Raw genomic sequence first — 17,217 nt, forward strand, 5'->3', positions numbered from 1 at the left:
GCCGGCGCGTTGGAGAAGCCATGGCAAAATCTCGTCGTGCCCCCTCCTGTCGGCTGACCCGATCTACTCACCACCTTCCTGCTGCTCGAGGCGCCCACTCCGCAGCGACCAAGTCTTCGCCCCTGTGCACGACGTTGGAGGGATCATGACCGCTCCCAATCGGGCCCTTTCTTGGCCGCTGGTGTTGATTCCCGGCCTCAAGCTCCTGCTCCATGCCCTGACCTTTCGCGGCTACGGCATCTTCCGCGACGAGCTCTACTACGTCGCCTGCAGTCAGCGCCTCGACCTCGGCTACGTCGATCATCCGCCCCTCTCGATCGCCCTGCTCGCCGCCTGGCGGGGGCTCTTCGGCGAGTCGCTGCTGGCGATGCGCCTGGCGCCGGCCCTCGCCGGAGCCCTCACCGTGCTGTTGGTCGGCCTGATCACCCGCCAGCTCGGCGGACGCTCCTTCGCCCAGATCCTCGCCATGACCGCTGCCGGCACCGCTCCGGTGATGCTGGCCCTGCACCACTACTACTCGATGAACGCCCTCGATCTGCTGGTCTGGGCCGCCGCCGGGTGCTGGCTGTTGCGTCGTCCCCAGGCCGGTCCGCGAGCCACCTGGTTGGGCCTCGGCGTCCTCTGCGGCCTCGGTCTGCTCAACAAGATCAGCGTCCTTTGGCTCGGCGCCGGTCTCCTCGTCGCCATTCTCGCCACCCCCTTGCGCCGCGACCTGCGCCAGCCCTGGCCGTGGCTCGGCGGCGCCGTTGCCGGGGCGATCTTTCTCCCCCACGTCCTGTGGCAGATCGGGCACGGCTGGCCGACCCTCGAGTTCATCGCCAATGCCACCGGCGAAAAGATGGTCAGGGTCGCCCCGCTGGACTTCTTGCTCGGCCAGGTCGAGATGATGAGCTTTTTCATCGCACCCCTCTGGCTGGGGGGCCTGGCCTGGCTACTCCTCAGCCGCCGCGGTAAACCCTTCCGAAGCCTTGGCTGGATTTACTTGACGGTGTTCGTGATCCTCGCCGCCAGCGGCAGCTCCAGGCCGAGCTACCTGGCTCCCGCCTACGGCTTCCTGCTCGCCGCCGGAGCCGTCGCTTTGGAGAACCTCACCAGCGGCAGGCTCGGTCGGTGGCTGCGGGCTGGAGTGGCGGTGATCGTCGTCGCCGCTGCCGCCCTCGTCGCGCCCTTCGGCATGCCTCTCCTGGCCGTCGACGACTACATCACCCACGCCCAGCGGCTGGGAGTCGAGCCTTCGACCTCGGAGCGCCGCGAGCTCGCCGCCCTGCCGCAGTTCTATGCCGACATGCACGGCTGGCAGAGGATCGCCGACGCCGTGGTCGAGGTCTATCGCAATCTTCCGGAGGCCGAGCGCCGACAGGCCGCCGCCTTCGCGCCCAACTACGGGGTCGCCGGCGCCATCGAGGTGTTGGGCGGCGACCTCGGCCCGCCGGTGATCAGCGGACACAACAACTACTGGCTCTGGGGCCCCGGCGAGGCCAGCGGCGAGGTGGTGCTGGTGGTCGGCGGCGAGCGCGACGAGCTGGCGGAGAGCTATCGCTCCGTCGAGCTCGCCGCGGTGGTCGACTGCGGCCACTGCCTGCCGTCCGAAAACCAACGGCCGATCTTCGTCGCTCGCGGCCTGCGCGCCCCGGTCGACGACGTCTGGCGGTCCGTCAAGCACTTCGACTGAGCTGCGCCGGCGAGGGCGTGTGCAGCGAGGGCCGAACCCAGGGGCACGCCGGCCGCCGTCAATCGGGCTCGGTGAGCTCCGCCACTTCTCGAATCCAGCGATCCGAGCGCCGCTCGCGATGGCGCCCGGCGATGCGCTCGCGAGCTTCGCCGAGGGTCTCCGGAAACTCGACGAAGACGGCCGCCAGCAAGCGCTCCTTGGGCGGGATCCCCAGACGCTCGAAGGCTTCCGGCGAGCGCAGCTGACCGCCGCTCGACCAGTAGGTCCCCATGCCGTGGGCGGTCAGCATGAGAAGCAGGTTCTGGACCATCGCCGAGCTCGCCGCCAGGTGCTCCTCGTCGGTCGTCACCTGACTGTCCTTGCGTTCTTCGAGGTGGTAGAACTGCGGCACCCAGGTCACCACGACCAGCGCCCCGCAGGCGTACATCATGTTGGGCAGCTTGTTGGACGGCGTCATCTCCGGGAACCAGTCGCGCATCTTCCCGGCCAAGCGCTGGCATTCCGGATGCCACAGGACGTGGGCCCGCCACGGCTCGGCGAGGCCGCCATCGCCGCGGAAGAAGTGGAACGGAGCCCAGCCGGCGACACGCAGGGACTCGAGAACTCGCTGCCGGTTGGTCTCCACCGCCGCCGGCGAGAAGGCCGCGGCATCGTCCGCACTGCCCATCACTTTGAAAGTCTTGCGGCCACGGATGGCGGCCGCCACAGCTTGCGGATCGGTTAATGATTGATCTGCCAATTTGAAGTCCTCACGCGGTCGGCGATCCGTCGCCCCGGTGGGCCGCCACCAGCTTCTCCACCACCGCCGGGTCGGCGAGGGTCGAAATATCGCCGAGATCGTCGTAGTTGCCGGCAGCGATATTGCGCAAAATGCGGCGCATGATTTTGCCGGATCGTGTCTTCGGAAGGCCCGGCGCGAGCTGAATGCGGTCTGGACGGGCGATCGGCCCGATGGCGTGCCGCACCTGTTCCTTGAGCATGCCGATCAGCTCTTCCGGATCGGTCTCGTGGTAGTCCGGCGTGATCAGCACATAGGCGAAGATGCCGGTCCCTTTGATTTCATGAGGATAACCCACCACCGCCGCCTCGGCGACGGCGTCGTGGGCCACCAGCGCGCTCTCCACCTCGGCGGTACCGAGACGGTGCCCGCTGACGTTGAGGACGTCGTCGACACGGCCGGTGATCCAGTAGTAGCCATCGGCATCGCGATGGCAGCCATCGCCGGTGAAGTAGAGCCCTGGGTACTGGCTGAAGTAGGTCTCCCGGAAGCGCTCATGGTCGCCGTAGAGGGTGCGCGCCTGGCCCGGCCAGGAACGCGCCATGCATAGGTTTCCACGCACGTCGTCGCCGGCGATGACGGCCCCGTCATCGTCCACCAGCACCGGCTCGACGCCGAAGAAGGGCAAGGTCGCCGAGCCCGGCTTGGCCGGCGTCGCTCCCGGCAAAGGCGTGATCAAAATGCCGCCGGTTTCGGTTTGCCACCAGGTATCGACGATGGCGCAGCGGCCGCCGCCGACGACATCGTGGTACCACTGCCAAACCTCCGGATTGATCGGCTCGCCGACGGTGCCGAGAACGCGCAGCGAGTCACGCCGAGAGCGACTCACCCACTCGTCGCCCTCACGGGCGATAGCGCGTATCGCCGTCGGCGCGGTGTAGAAGACGGTGACTCCGAGATCGTCGACCAGCCGCCAGTAACGGCCGGCATCGGGATAGAGCGGCGTCGACTCGAACATCACCGTCGTCGCGCCATTGGCCAGCGGCCCGTAAATGATGTAGCTGTGGCCGGTGATCCAACCGATGTCGGCGACGCAGGCGTAGACATCGTCCGGCCCGACATCGAACACCATCTCGTGAGTCAAGGCGGCATAGACCAGATAGCCACCGGTGGTGTGCATCACGCCCTTCGGCTTGCCCGTCGAGCCCGAGGTGTAGAGGATGAAGAGCGGCGACTCGGCGTCCATCCACTCGGCCGGACAAACCGGCCGCTGGCGCGCCAGCTCGTCGTCCAGCCAGTGATCGCGACCGGCCTCCATCGCCGGCTGGTGGGCGGTCCGCCGGGCCACCAGGACGGCGTCGATGGCGAGGCCGCGAACGGCTTCATCGGTGGTCTCTTTGAGGGGAATGGTCTTGCCGCCCCGCAGCCCCTGGTTGGCGGTCACCACCAGACGGCAACCGGCGTCTTCGATGCGCTCGCGCAGCGCCTCCGCCGAAAATCCGGCGAAGACGATCGAGTGCACCGCCCCGATGCGGGCGCAGGCCAGCATGGTGTAGGCGAGCTCCGGAATCATCGGCAGGTAGATGCAGACGCGGTCGCCGCGGCGAACGCCGTGGGCCTTGAGCACATTGGCCATGCGCCCGACCTCACGCTGTAGCCGGGCGTAGGAGATGTGCTCGTACTCGCCGGCCTCGTCGCGAGCCCAGATGATCGCCGTCTTCTCCGGCTGCCGGGCGGCATGGCGGTCGACACAGTTCCAGGCGACGTTGAGGCGACCTCCGGCATACCAGGAGATATCGACCTCGTGATAGTCCCAGGTACCCGCCCGGCGCGGCTCCTGGAACCACTCGAGACGCTCCGCCTGCCGTTTCCAGAAGCCCTCGGGATCGTCCAACGACTCGCGGTACAGACGGCGATACTCCTCCAGGGACGGCACGTGGGCATTCTTGGCGATCGCAGGCTTCACCGGAATCATGGGCTTCCTCCTCCGAGATCGATCAGTCGGGCTCGAACCCGCCCATCGAACCGCAGGAGGGTCGCGGCCGTCAAGGGGTGGCGCCTTCGAGGCCTGGTCGTTACCTGTAACGGACCGGCCCGGCGGCGAGCCCTTGACCGGCGAAGGGCGCCTTCGACGGCCTTCCCGGGAGATCTCGCCGAGCCCTTCAGAGCCTCCTCGAACAACCCTTAAAGTGATTGAATCTATGAGCCTTACGCTATCCAGCAGGGAGCGCCGGAAGGCTTGCCAGGAATTTCACGACCGGATAGCCTGACCCCAGAGATTGCCGTGATCTATCGCTTCGCCGAATTCGAGATCGACCGCGCCGCCTATCGGCTGACCCGTCAGGGGGAAGCGGTACGGCTCGAACCGCGAGTCTTCGATCTGCTGGTTTATCTCCTCGAGCACCGCTCGCGGGTGATCGCCAAGGACGAGCTCTTCGCCGAGGTCTGGCAAGGGCAGGCGGTCACCGACTCGGTGCTCACCCGCGCCGTCTATGAGCTGCGCAGCGCCCTCGGCGACGACTCCAAGCAGCCGCGCTACCTGGCCACCGTCCACGGCCGCGGTTACCGCTTCGTCGGCGAGGTTCGAGAGGGCGTCGGCGATGCCAACCCGAGCCCGACGCCGGAGGCAGACGAAACGCCACCCCCGGCCAGGCCCGAAGCGCTGCCCTCATCGCGGCCCAGCGGCCGTCCCCGGTGGACGCTCTGGGCCGGAATCGGTGCGCTCTCGCTGCTCGTCGGGCTGGCGGCCGCGCAGCTCCTGCGGGATCCCGGCACGGCCACCTCGCGAGCCGATTCGGCACCCGAACCCGAGCGCGATCGGACGACTCGTCTGGCCCTGTTGCCCTTCACCACCACCACCGACGACGCCAACCGCGATCTGCTCTCGCTGTCGATGACGGACCTGCTGTGGGCCCGCCTTTCGGCCCAGCCGGGGCTGCACGTTCCGATGCCCGACTACGGCGGCGGTCGTGAGCTCTCCAGCGAGAGTATCGCCGCCTACCTGCGCGACCTCGGAGCCGAGGCCGCCGTCACCGGCCGCCTGGCGCCGATCGGTGCCGAGCCGCGAGCGCGCCTGACCGTCGAGCTCTACCGGGTGGACCCGCAGCGCGGGGTCCAGACCCTGACCCTCGGGGGTTACGATCTCCCCCACCTCGAAGACGATGCCGATCTCGCCTTCTTCACCCGGGTGCGGGAAGCGATCGCCGCCAACGTCATCGAGCAGCTCGGCGGCGCCTTCTCCTTCACCACCGGTGACGGCAGCTCGCCGAGCGACCCCGAGGCCTTCCGCCTCTACCTCGAAGCCCGCTCCCGCCTCCTCGACCTGACCTGCGGTGATCGCGAATGGGTGGTCAACCTGCTCGACCGATCGATCGAGCGCGACCCCAACTTCGGCCTCGCCTGGCTGGCCCTGGGCTTCGCCCACTACAGTCAGCTCTGGTCCTGCGGCCGGGAGGCGGAGTTCGCCCTCCAGGCCTTGGCCGCCGCCGAGCGCGCGCTCGAGGTGTCCCCGGAGATGAGCCACGCCCTCTTCCTCCAGACCTGTGTGCTGACCGACCTGGGGCGAACCGAAGAAGCCTGGCAGCGGCTCCAAGGGAGCTCCGTGCGACGTTCCCCTCAGACCCTCGTCGCGCGTGCCTACGTGCTGCGCCACGCCGGCCTTCTCGACCTGGCGGCCAACCACGTCCGGGACGCCCTCGAGCTCGATCCTCTGGTCTTCGAGGAGCTCGGCGAGGTGCCCCTCACCTTGCTCTATCGCGGTGAGTACGACACCTTCCTGGCCTACCTGCCCGGCCTCGACAGTCCCTACAATCTGTTCTACCGCGGCCTCACGGAGAGACTGCGAAATCGCCCTCAGGTGGCGCGGGAGCTGCTCGAGCCGGCCTTCCGGCTGAATCCCAACGACCTCTTCGCGCGCTACTCCTCCAGCCTTCTCGCCCTCCTCGAAGGGGACCGCGACGCGGCCGGCGACATCGTCCGCCAGGTGGTGCATCAGCGCCGCACGCTGGCGGCGGCGGGCGGCGAGCTGACCTTCAAAGAGGCCCAGCTCCTCGCCGCCGCCGGCGACCAGCGCGGCGCCGTCGAGCAGCTCGAGCTGGCCGTCGATCAGGGCTTCTTCTGCTCGCCGTGTATGGCCTCCGACCCGCTGTTGACGAATCTCACCGGAAACGACGCCTTTCGCCTCGCGGTGCAGCGGGCTGAAGAGCGCCGGGCGCGCTTCGTCGAGGCCACGGGAGCCGGATCCAGCCTGATTCCAGCTCCCTGAAGAATCCCCGAAATCGCCCGTCCCGCGGGCCTTCCGTAACTCCCTGAGATCTTCATCAGAACCTCCTGAGGGTTCGCTCACGAGCCCGTCACGGCGCCCTCAAGCGCGCTCACCGAGGGCTGCCTAGGCTCCGTCTCGTCGTCGCGGCAATCCCGCCCGGCGACTGACCACGGAGCCCGCAATGCCTCGACGGAGGTCTTTCACCGCCCACCTGGCCGGAGCCCTCACCAGCGCTCTGACCCTCGCCCTCGCGATCATCCCGGTGGCGATCGCCGACGGCAACCCGCCGCCGGACCTGCGCCTCGAGTGGCGCCTCGGCGACCGCACCTCACGCCGCGCACCGGCCGTCCAAGGTCGCCCGGGCGAGGTCGTCACCCTGCCCTATGTGCTGCGCAACGTCGGCGGACAGGCGGCCCACGGAGTGGTGATCGAAGCCTTCACCCAGCTCGGACCGGTCGGAGCCAGCAAGCGCCTGCGACCGGGACCGCGGCCGGGCCAAGAGGTGGCGCGACGTCTCGATCTGCCCCTCGCCCGCGGCGTGCGCGAGGTGTGCATCGTGGTCCGGCTCCAGACCCTCGAAATCGAAGATCCCCGGGATCCCCATCCCGACGACAACCGGCTGTGCCGCCCGGTCGCCATCGCGACCGGCGCAGACCGCCACCCATCGACCCCAGATCTATAGACCAGAGACCCCATAGACAAGAGAAAGGAACCACCATGAAGCCTTTTCACCGCATCTTCGTCCTCGCCACGGCCCTCACGGCCCTGGTCGCGATGAGCGCCGCGGCGCCGCCCGCGGCCGCCCAGCCAGACCTCGTCATCAACAACGTCCAGGTGCTCGACTGCGGTCGCATCCAGGTCACCATGCGCAACCAGGGCAATCAGCTCAACAACACCATCACCGCCGCCTCGGTGGTGGTCTATCCGGCCGGCACCCCGAACCTGAACGTCTGGCGCAAGAACGTCTTCTTCAGCGCCATCGGCGCCGGCCAGTCGCGCACCATGACGGTTTCCGGACCGTCTCCCAATCCCCCCAACGGCACCGGCAAGCAGCGCGCCTTCACCAACGACGGGGCGCACACCATCCAGGTGGTGGCGGACGGCACCGAGGTGGTCAACGAGACCAATGAGAACAACAACATCTTCAACACCAATCACAACGCCAACGGCTGCTCCCTGGCCGAGCCTTGCGAGCTGGCAGCGGTGTTCTCGTGGCCGACCTACTCGAACCTTCCGGCCTCCAACCCCGCCAAGCTGACCGCCAAGTTCACCAACAGCGGCGGCGAGAGCTGTCCGGCCAAGACCCTGGTGCTGCGGCGCTACTCCGGCTCGAGCCCGTCCGGCCCCGCCGTCACCGTCGGCAGCTCCCAGCTTCCGACCGTCGCCGCCAGCCGCACCAAGAAGGTGTCCTGGGTCGATTCCAACCATCCGACCAGCGGCACCTTCACCTATGCCTTCACCTATCAGGGTGGCTTCAGCGACGGCAACAACGGCAACCACTCGCCCTCGAAGACGGTCACCTTCACCTCGCCGGTGCGGCCCGGCGGCGGGGGCGGCAGCGGTGCCGGCTGTGACTTGAGCGCTCAGTTCACGGCACCCAACGGCTCGAACCTGCCCGGCGGCGGCACCATCTCCTGGAATGTGCTGTTCAAGAACCAGGGCAGCGGCCAGTGCAAAGCCGCCAAGGTGCGCCTCAACCGCTTCAAGGGCAACACCTGCAGCGGCTACGGCAGCCTGATCGGCGGCTCCGGCAACATCCAGATGGTGCAAGAGCTGGCCCCCGGCCAAAGCCAGACCGTGGTGTTCACCGAGCGACGGGCGCCACGCTCCGGCCGGCACTGCTACCAGCTCAAGTACTCCTCGCCCTTCAACGACAGCAACAACAGCAATCACCGCCCGCAGCGGAAGGTCAACTTCCAGTGAGTGGTGACGGGGGCGAGAACCTCGCCCCCGGTCCCTCCCGGAGAGCCCAAATGATGCTCATCGATCTCAAGCTGGGACGCCCCCTGGCGGTGCTCCTGGTCGCCCTCGGGCTGACCACCGCCACCGCCGCTCAGACGCCATCACCGATCACCGCTTCGGCCCGCTGGAGCGACGCCTGGCTGCCCTCCGACGAGCCCATCGTCCTCGAGCTTTCACGCCTGCCGCAGCTCGGCGAAGGGCGCCTTGCGCTGGTCCTCGGCAACCTCGACGTGACCGATGTCTTCCAGCGCCGCGGCACGACCTGGACTTTCCGGCCGGAGCTCGCGGTCCTGCCCGCCGGCGAGTCCGAGCTGGTGCTCTATCAGGTCGCCGACCAAGGTAGCTGGCAGGAGCTCTCCCGCCTGCCGGTGAAAGTGCTCACCCGGCGGGGCTTCGAGTCACGCCAGGTGACACCGCGCCTCGACCTGCAGTCAGAAGGGCTGCTCGATTCCGGCGGCGACGCCGAGGCCGGCGCCGAAACCGGTCTGCGCGATGTCGGCGGCCAGATCGACCTTCAGGGCCAGCTGGTGCGCAACGGCTGGAACCTCCGTTTCGGAGCCAACGTCCTGGCCACCACCGACCGCCAGCGGGCGCTGCGCTTCGCCAGCGAGGGCGAGGACGCGCCGCGCGCCGATCTCGCGAGCTACGCCCTGCGCCTGGCGCGCGGCAGGACGGCGCTCGAGGTCGGACACCTGACCTGGGGCCGCCATCCGCAGCTCATCGACAGCTTCTCGACCCGCGGCGTCGCGGTCTCGCTGCCGATGGGCCGAGCCCTGCGCTTCGCCGGCGGCGCCTTCGCCGGCTCCAGCCTGGTGGGATGGGACAACCCCCTCGGCCTGTCCGAAAGCGACCACCAACTGGTCGCCGGCCGCCTGGAGATCGAGGCTCGCCCCGCGCAGCCGGGTGCCCTGACCTTCGGCGTCACCTTCCTCGATGGCTCGAAACGCCCCTTGCCGGGCTTCAATCAAGGGGTGATCGACGACCGCGAGGAGTCTTCCGGCCTCGGTCTCGCCGTCGACGCGCGCGGCTGGGACGGGCGCCTGCGCTTCACCGGCCGCTGGGCCGAGAGTGAGTTCGTCAATCCGGCGGACCCGGCCCTCGCCCAAGGCGCCGACCTAGTGGCGGTCCGGCCCGAGACCCGCGAAGGGCGATCGGCGAGCCTCGCCGTCGACCTGCTGCGGGACGTCGCCGTCGGCCCGCGCCATCGCCTCGGCGGCACCCTCGAGTTGCGCCACGAGCAGACCGACCCGCAGTACCGCAGCCTCGGAGCCCTCGGCATCCTCGCCGACCGGCGCCACGACCAGGCGACCCTCAACGGCACCCTCGGTCCGGTGGCCCTGTCCGTCAGCCACAGCGAAGCGCGCGACAACCTCGACGATATCCCGTCGATCCTCACCACCCGGACCGACCGCGATGCCGCTTCCCTGACGCTGCCGCTGGCCGATCTGCCGGCCGAAAGGGCGCCCTGGCTGCCGATGCTCAGCGCCGCCTTCGACCGCACCCATCAACGGGGCGACGGCATTCCCGTCGACAGCGGCTTCAACGCCTCCCACGTGCCGGATCAGGTGTCCGACAACCGCAATCTCGGCCTCGAGTGGTCCGGCGCCCGCTGGCGCCTCGGCTGGATGGTCAACGGCAGCGATCAGGACAACCGCCAGCCGGGCCGCCAGGGCAACGACTTCGAGACCCGGGTGCAGGAGGTCAACGGCTGGTTCTCGCTCAACCCGAAGATCGACCTCGGAATCGCCCTCGGTCTCGAGGCGAGCGACAGCCAGGCCACCGGCGAAGAGACCGAGAACCAGCGCATCGGTCTCGACCTCGCCTGGCGGCCCGCGGAGCGCTGGGCCTTCGCGGCGCGCCTCTCCCTCAACGACGGCGAGATCCTGGCGCCCGATGGCCGCGCCGAGAGTGAGAGCTTCACCGGCAACGCCGAAGGCACCTATCGCTTCGAGCACCGCCGCGGTGAGCACCACGGCATCGGCGGTCAGCTCTTCCTACGCTTTTCCAGCCAGGCCTACGAGGCCGTCGATCGTCGCTTCAGCCTGTTCGAGGACCGGGATTCCTGGACCCTGCGGGCCGGCATCAATCTGAGCCTGTTCTAGGAGACGCCATGCAACACTTCAAAGCCCTCCTCCTCGCCGGCACCCTGGCTCTCGTTGTCGCCACGCCCAGCGTGGCGGACATCTCGCGCGACCCGAACGGAGTCAACGTGTCGAGCCAGGGCGCAACGACCGTCTTCATCACCTTCGGCAATCTGCAAAACCAGGTACCGGTAGAGGCCACTTGGTGCGGCGAGCTGATCCCCGCCGCCCCGGACCTCGGCCTGCGCTGTGATCCGGCCACCGTCTTCGGGCGCCTGCCGATCCGCTTCGACCAATCGCGCCTCGCCGGCAGCGCCTTCACCGACATCATGTCGATTCCGCCCTCCGTCGCGCGCCGCGCCTACCAGGCGGCGGCCGCCGGCGAGACCTCGTCCTTCTTCTACGTCCGACGCTTCGTCTCAACCGTCGGCGGACCGGACGAGTACGTCTTCGTGACCTGCCGCCTGGCCGGCGGTGGCGCACGGGTGCCGCTCGCCCTGCTCGACGTCCAGCTGCGCTTCGCCAGCGACCTGCCGGTGGTTTCGGTGTTGACCGGCGACCTGCCACCGCAGCTCGAGGCGGAGATCTCCTACAACGGCACCGGCCGTCTCGAGGGTCGCTGGGAAGTGGTGCTGCCGGGGGATGATCCGCCGACCAGCCGCGACCTGCTGACGGAGGCCTCGCTGCCCATCGAGGAGCGTCCCCTGCAGCGCCGCTACCTGGAGATCGGCCGCTTCAACGAGTTCCTGCCGCCCACCGGCCGGGTGGTCTTGCCAGGACCGGACCCACAGCTCCTTCCGACCGAAGTCGAGGGCCTGCACCAGGTCCTGCTGCGCATCGAGGCGAGCGACGATAAAGAAGGAGACTCGAATCTGGCCGCCGCCGGGGCCGGCCAAGGGGTGGTCCACAGCGGTGCGGTGGCCGGCTTTCCCCTGCCGGCGCTGCGCTACTTCGTGGGCAGCGCCCCGACCGGCTGGGCCGCTTCCGCCGGCAACGGCCTCGAGCTGATCGCTCCGCCGCAGGACTCCGAGGTCGCGGCCACCGAGCTGATCTTCCGCTGGCACCTCGCCCGCGATGCGGTGGTCTACCGCCTCGAGATCGAAACCGCCGCCGGCGGGGCGCTGCACTCGGCCCTGCTGCAACAGGGCATCGGCAGCTACCAGGCGCCGACCTTCGTTGCCGCGGCGGCGGCCGACAAGGAGCTGCGCTGGCGGGTGCTGGCGCTGCTGCCGGAAGACCGCGAGCTCGGCCGCACGGACTGGCGTGGACTGCGCCTTGCCGCCCCCGAGGAGAGCGATTCGCCGTAACAGGTCGCGCAGCCGACCGTCCCCGGCCAAGGGGTCCCCGGAAACCCGCCGCGGGAAACGGCCGCGGGCAAAAAAACAAACGCCGTGCCTCTCACCGGCACGGCGTTTGTTCATCCCTGGGGTGAACTCAACGGCCTATCCGAACTGCGCCTCCTCCGTCGAGCCGGCCAGTGCTCCGGTCGTCGCCCGGCCACCGGAGATCACCTGGCGCACCTGGTCGAAGTAGCCGGTCCCGACCTCGCGCTGGTGACGGGTCGCCGTGTAGCCCTGCTCCTCGCTGGCGAACTCGCGATCCTGCAGCTCCGAGTAGGCCAGCATGCCGCGCTCGCGGTAATCCCGCGCCAGCGTGAACATGCTGTAGTTGAGGGCGTGGAAGCCGGCCAGGGTGACGAACTGGAACTTGTAGCCCATCGCCCCCAGCTCCTCCTGGAACTTGCGGATCGTGAAGGCGTCGAGATGGGCCCGCCAGTTGAAGGACGGCGAGCAGTTGTAGGCCAGCATCTTGCCCGGAAACTCGGCGTGGATGGCCTCGGCGAAGCGCCGCGCTTCGTCGAGATCCGGGGTCGAGGTCTCGCACCACAGCAGATCGGCATAGGGAGCGTAGGCCAGGCCGCGGGCAATCGCCGTCTCGAGACCGCCGCGGATGCGGAAGAAGCCTTCCACGGTGCGCTCGCCGGTGAGATAAGGCCGGTCGTAATCGTCGACATCGGAGGTCATCAGCTTGGCCGAGCCGGCATCGGTGCGGGCGATGATCACCGTCGGCACCCGACAGACGTCGGCCGCCAGCCGCGCCGCCACCAGCGTGTCGACGAACTGCCGCGTCGGCACCAGCACCTTGCCGCCGAGATGACCGCACTTCTTCTCGGAGGCCAGCTGATCCTCGAAGTGGACGCCAGCGGCACCGGCCTCGATCAGCGCCTTGGTGAGCTCGAAGGCGTGCAGCGAGCCGCCGAAGCCGGCCTCCGCGTCGGCCACGATGGGCGCCATCCACTCCTGCCCGTCCTCGCCCTCGGCATGGTGAATCTGGTCCGCCCGCAGCAGCGTGCGGTTGATCTTGCGCACCACCTCGGGAACGCTGTTCGACGGGTAGAGGCTCTGATCCGGATACATCTGGCCCGCCAGGTTGGCGTCGGCGGCGACCTGCCAACCGCTCAGGTAGATGGCCTCGAGGCCAGCCTTCACCTGCTGCATCGCCTGATTGCCGGTGAGGGCTCCCAGGGCCTGGACGAAATCCCGCTGCTCCAGCAGCCGACGCAGGCGCCGCGAACCGCGATCGGCCAGCGTATGGGCCAGCGTGAAGGAGTTGCGCAGCCCCTCGACCTCGGCCGGCGAATAGGGACGCCGCAGGTCGGCGGTCCAGCGGGTGAAGTCCTCGAGGTTTTCGTTCTGCCCTTCCACGGCGCGGTCTTCCATGGTTCGATCCCCCTTGACGGTCAGTCCATCCCCAACGATTAGCAACGACAGCGAGCGATCACCGGTCCCGCCCTCAGGCGAGGTCCGGACCTGCGGTGAGGAACGGCCGAAACCGCTCCTCCAAGAACAGACGACGGGCGACGTCGCGGGCCTGGCCGAAGGACGGCGCCGGAGCCCCCAGCTCGCCTTCGATGCGGCGCAGCTCGTCGTCGAACAGGCGCGACACCAGGTCCGCGGTGACCTCGGACCCGTCGTCGAGGACGACCCGATGACGCAGCTGCTGCCAGACCTGAGCGCGCGAGATCTCGAGGGTCGCGAGGTCTTCCATCAGCCCATCCCAGGCGACACAGCCGACGTCCCGTAGCCAGCCTTCGAGGTAGGCGATGCCGACCCGCAGATTGGTGCGCAGGCCGGTGACGGTGCGCGGGCCACCGCCGCGCGGCAGCAGATCCGGCGGAGCCGACAGCTCCGGCATCACGTCGAGCTGGTGGCGGCGCGGGAAAGCGGTCAGGGCGGGGGCGATGAAGTACGGATGGGAGACCCAGCAGCCGTCGTGGCCCTGGGCCGCTTCGGCCCCCTTGTCGGCCATCACCTTGGCGGTCTGGCGCTCGCGCTCCTCGGCCGTGCGTCCGGGCGTGAAGGCCGCCATGCCACCCATCGCGAAGGCACCGTGGCGGTGGCAAACGTGCACCAGGTAGTCGGCATAGGCCTTCATCCAGGGGCTTTCCATGGTGACCGCGGCGCGATCCGCCAGCACCCGGTCGGGATGCTCCTTCAAGACCTTGATATCGCTGAAGATCTTGTCCCAGCGGCCGACGTTGAGGCCGGCGGCGCGGTCCCGCAGCTGCCACAGGATCTCCTCGACCTGGAAGGCCGCCGGCAGGGTCTCGATGAGGAAGGTCACCCGCAGGCAGCCCGCCGCCAGCCCGAGGGACTCCTCGAGGAGGCCGAAGAGGCGATGCCACCAGGCGGCCTCGCGATGATGCTCGACCTTCGGCACGTAGTACTTCGGCGTCCGCCCCTGCTCGAGCAGCTCGCGGGCGGTCCAGAAAACCGCCAGGGCGAGGTCGAAGAGGCCGGCGCAAACCGCCTCGCCGTCGACCGCGACATGGTCTTCGTCGAGATGCAGGCCGCGGCAGCGCACCATGATCAAGGGACGGTCCGCAGGCTCCAGACGATAGACCTTGGCCGGCCGCTCCGCCGTCGCCGGCCGCTCATGACTCAAGGTGCCCGCGACCGCCCGGTCGAGGTTCTGGACTCCCTGGACGACGTTTGCCCAGCACGGCTTCATGGAGTCCTCGAAATCGAGCATGGCGGCGTCGGCGCGAGCGCCATCGGCCTGCCGGCTGAGCATGTTGATCACCATCTTGGGATCGTGGATCGGACCGGTGATCTCGACCCGCCGCTGCAGCAGGTCGTCCGGCAGCGGAGCGATCTGCCACTCGCCGCGGGCCGCCGGCAAATCGTCGACAAAGCCGGGCAGAGCGCCGCCGTCCCAGCGCTGCTGGCGCCGTCGTCGGGCCGCCAGCAGCTCCCGGCGCTCGCCCTCGAGGGCACGGTGCAGGCGGACCAGAAGCTCTTGGACGGGCTGCGGCAAGATCTCCTCAGCTGCCGCAGTGCGACTTCCAGCGGCCCAGCCGAAGGAAGAGACCTCTCGGATCGATTCAACGGGCATTTCATCCTCCTCGCATGACGATGAAAACATCGTAGCGGCAACGCCGCAACGCGTCAAGAGAGGGCAAAATGCCGCAATAAGACGTGAGACCTCGGACGCTCCGAAGGGCGATACGGCTACGAGGTCGACACCACTGCCCTCGCCGAAGAGCCGGATCCACGCGCAACAGCGCCAAGAGCCCAAGAAAGCCACCCTCGAGGGGCTCCTCGGCGGGGAGTGAGCCGGACGCTGCGACCGCCTGCGCTGCTGGACCTATTCCACCGCGGCCGACCAAGCCGTGGTGTTGCCGGTTTCGAAGCCATCGTCGAAGATCTCGCGGTTGCCCACGGCACCGATGAACTCGTCGAATCCCAAGTCGAAGGTCCCGATGCCATTGATGTTGCCGGCGCTGTCGTAGCCTCGCTGCTGCAGGTCGATGTCGGTCCAGGTAGGTAAGAAGTTCTCGTTGCAGAAATCGATCGCGGGAGAGGTCGAGTCGAGGTGCAGGTTGCCGCCGTCGGGGTCCACGAAGCGCGGATCCGCGCCGACCACCGAAACCCCCGCCACCATGTTAGTGGCGTCGTCCATCAACAGGCACCACCCGGTGTTGCCGGGACCTTCAGAACCCCGGGTGTCCTCCAGAATGCTGGCTTGGATGTCGATTGTCGCGCCGCTCGACGAGCTCGCCGCAAAGCTCCAGGCGAGCGTTTGACCGCCGCCGTTGACCAACCAGGCGTTGCGCGCCAGCGAAAGGAAACCGGCCTCGACCTGCGCTCCGTTGGCCGCCTCGAGAACCGCCGAACCACGGTTGTTCCAAAATGCCATGCCTTCGAGCAGAATGCGAGAGGAAGGTCCATTCGCGCGCATCACCGGTCCGGGAGAACCGCTGCCATAGTTTTCATTCACAAAACCTCGCGACAATTCAGCCCGGCCCCCGGAGTCGACATAGAGCGCGCTGCCGTTCAGGGCATCGCAGCGATTGCCGACCAACGTGTTGCAAAAGGGCGCCTCAGGACATGCCACGGAACTCGATCGATTGAGCCTGAGAGCGGCCCCGTCCACCACCGCCACACCGCCACCACCGAACAGAGCCTCGTTGTCATGGATCTCGAGATTCGAGGCTTGCGCCGTCGTTCCGGCTCCCTGGAGGTAGATACCGCCGCCAAAGTCGGCGAGGTTTTCTTGAATCCTGGTCGCCGCCACTGCATCACCTCCAGCGAATAGGTCAGCCCCTGTCGCCAAAAAGATTCCACCGCCATTGTCGCTGGCCCGGTTTTGCGCCACCAGCGCTCCGGGACCTAATGCGATAGTGCACCCCTCGCTGGCCGAGATCCCCCCTCCGTTGACCGCCCGATTGCGCAGTACCCGACCGTTGATCTGGATGTGAACCCCATGACCGGTTCCTGCCCTGGAAAGAATGCCACAGGAGATACCGCCGCCCGACTGGTCCGCATTGTCCGGGCCCACGTTCTCATCGATCAATGATCTGAAATCGACCGAGATCGTCGCCCCAAAGGTCGCGCGCATCGCCGGCGCCCCGTGAAAGATCTCGACGTTCTCCAGATCGACGCGAGCACCGGAAATGTCCACGGCGATACGGGTCGAATCGTCGCTGGGGTTTTCTCCGACAATGAACAGATCGCGCAGAATCACCCGACGCTGCTGGACACCGTTGCTCAGGATCGCAAAGGGCCCCCAGAAATTTCCATTGCGACTGCCTATGACCAGAGTCCGGTGTTGACGTGCATCTCCTCCACAGCTCAACCAGCCTCCACTGATGACCAAGAGATCATCGCTTTGAGCGTCGTTGATCAACACATCTTCCGGGAAGAGCTCGTTCGCCGTCAGACGGATCTCATGAGCTCCGGCCACGGAATTCGCCAGATTCACGGCGTTCTGGATCGAAGTGGCATCGCAGTCCGGGCCCATACCAACGCGATAGATTGCAGCTTCGATCGGACCACAGGCCAGCCCGGTCAAGAAGAAACCCAACAGAGCACCGACCCTCCGGAAGACGGTGCAGGATCTTGAGGTGAGCATCGATTCAGCCTCCTAGAGAGATTGGACATCGGCCGAAGGGCCGGTGGCCCTTTTCGGGGACCGTCGCCCTCGCCCTCCGGCCGTTACCTCGGTTCGTCTACCGGAC

The 17,217-nt window shown here is 67.9% G+C and carries 11 protein-coding genes; 6 read left to right on the plus strand and 5 right to left on the minus strand.

The features are described from left to right. Window positions 1-145 precede the first annotated feature (145 nt). Window positions 146-1,672 carry a glycosyltransferase family 39 protein gene (locus AAF604_09825; protein ID MEM7049950.1) on the plus strand — a complete coding sequence of 509 codons (1,527 nt, stop codon included), beginning with the start codon at window positions 146-148 and terminating at the stop codon, window positions 1,670-1,672. Between the two features lie 58 nt (window positions 1,673-1,730). Here the strand turns inward: AAF604_09825 and AAF604_09830 are convergent, their stop codons facing one another. Both AAF604_09830 and acs read right to left on the minus strand, forming a co-directional pair. Continuing rightward, window positions 1,731-2,378, minus strand: a complete 648-nt coding sequence (locus AAF604_09830; GenBank protein ID MEM7049951.1) for a nitroreductase family protein — start codon at window positions 2,376-2,378, stop codon at window positions 1,731-1,733. 43 nt (window positions 2,379-2,421) lie between these two features. Next, window positions 2,422-4,365 carry an acetate--CoA ligase gene (gene acs / locus AAF604_09835; protein ID MEM7049952.1) on the minus strand — a complete coding sequence of 648 codons (1,944 nt, stop codon included), beginning with the start codon at window positions 4,363-4,365 and terminating at the stop codon, window positions 2,422-2,424. Between the two features lie 309 nt (window positions 4,366-4,674). Between acs and AAF604_09840 the strand changes: the two genes are divergently transcribed. The 5 genes from AAF604_09840 (at window position 4,675) to AAF604_09860 (ending at window position 12,004) form a co-directional block, all read left to right on the plus strand. After that, a complete protein-coding gene (locus AAF604_09840) occupies window positions 4,675-6,654 on the plus strand; it encodes a winged helix-turn-helix domain-containing protein (protein MEM7049953.1) in 1,980 nt (659 codons plus the stop codon). Window positions 6,655-6,835: 181 nt separating this feature from the next. Further along, the gene (locus tag AAF604_09845) at window positions 6,836-7,336 is read left to right on the plus strand and encodes a hypothetical protein (GenBank protein ID MEM7049954.1); all 501 of its coding nucleotides are present in this window, start codon (window positions 6,836-6,838) and stop codon (window positions 7,334-7,336) included. Window positions 7,337-7,371: 35 nt separating this feature from the next. Next, complete coding sequence (locus tag AAF604_09850; protein MEM7049955.1) at window positions 7,372-8,577, plus strand: CARDB domain-containing protein; 1,206 nt, start codon at window positions 7,372-7,374, stop codon at window positions 8,575-8,577. Between the two features lie 50 nt (window positions 8,578-8,627). Next, a complete protein-coding gene (locus AAF604_09855) occupies window positions 8,628-10,718 on the plus strand; it encodes a hypothetical protein (GenBank protein ID MEM7049956.1) in 2,091 nt (696 codons plus the stop codon). Window positions 10,719-10,726: 8 nt separating this feature from the next. Continuing rightward, a complete protein-coding gene (locus AAF604_09860; protein ID MEM7049957.1) occupies window positions 10,727-12,004 on the plus strand; it encodes a hypothetical protein in 1,278 nt (425 codons plus the stop codon). Between the two features lie 135 nt (window positions 12,005-12,139). Here AAF604_09860 and aceA read toward each other — a convergent pair whose 3' ends face one another. The 3 genes from aceA to AAF604_09875 all read right to left on the minus strand — a co-directional run bounded on the left by aceA (window position 12,140) and on the right by AAF604_09875 (window position 17,063). After that, window positions 12,140-13,417, minus strand: coding sequence for an isocitrate lyase (aceA, locus tag AAF604_09865; GenBank protein MEM7049958.1), 1,278 nt, complete (start codon window positions 13,415-13,417; stop codon window positions 12,140-12,142). A 73-nt stretch (window positions 13,418-13,490) separates the two neighbouring features. Then, the gene (locus tag AAF604_09870) at window positions 13,491-15,092 is read right to left on the minus strand and encodes a malate synthase A (GenBank protein ID MEM7049959.1); all 1,602 of its coding nucleotides are present in this window, start codon (window positions 15,090-15,092) and stop codon (window positions 13,491-13,493) included. A gap of 252 nt (window positions 15,093-15,344) precedes the next feature. Next, entirely contained in the window at window positions 15,345-17,063 is a 1,719-nt protein-coding gene (locus AAF604_09875; GenBank protein ID MEM7049960.1) for a hypothetical protein, read from the minus strand. Between the last annotated feature and the right edge of the window lie 154 nt (window positions 17,064-17,217).

This window comes from Acidobacteriota bacterium, from assembly GCA_039028635.1.
Classification (GTDB): Bacteria; Acidobacteriota; Thermoanaerobaculia; order Multivoradales; family JBCCEF01; genus JBCCEF01.

What these genes read in the sequence shown, in the direction of transcription:
- AAF604_09825 (MEM7049950.1), top strand. Translation starts at nt 146, where the DNA reads ATGACCGCTCCCAATCGGGCCCTTTCTTGGCCGCTGGTGTTGATTCCC.
- acs (MEM7049952.1), bottom strand. Translation starts at nt 4,365, where the DNA reads ATGATTCCGGTGAAGCCTGCGATCGCCAAGAATGCCCACGTGCCGTCC.
- AAF604_09845 (MEM7049954.1), top strand. Translation starts at nt 6,836, where the DNA reads ATGCCTCGACGGAGGTCTTTCACCGCCCACCTGGCCGGAGCCCTCACC.
- AAF604_09850 (MEM7049955.1), top strand. Translation starts at nt 7,372, where the DNA reads ATGAAGCCTTTTCACCGCATCTTCGTCCTCGCCACGGCCCTCACGGCC.
- AAF604_09855 (MEM7049956.1), top strand. Translation starts at nt 8,628, where the DNA reads ATGATGCTCATCGATCTCAAGCTGGGACGCCCCCTGGCGGTGCTCCTG.
- AAF604_09860 (MEM7049957.1), top strand. Translation starts at nt 10,727, where the DNA reads ATGCAACACTTCAAAGCCCTCCTCCTCGCCGGCACCCTGGCTCTCGTT.
- aceA (MEM7049958.1), bottom strand. Translation starts at nt 13,417, where the DNA reads ATGGAAGACCGCGCCGTGGAAGGGCAGAACGAAAACCTCGAGGACTTC.
- AAF604_09870 (MEM7049959.1), bottom strand. Translation starts at nt 15,092, where the DNA reads ATGCCCGTTGAATCGATCCGAGAGGTCTCTTCCTTCGGCTGGGCCGCT.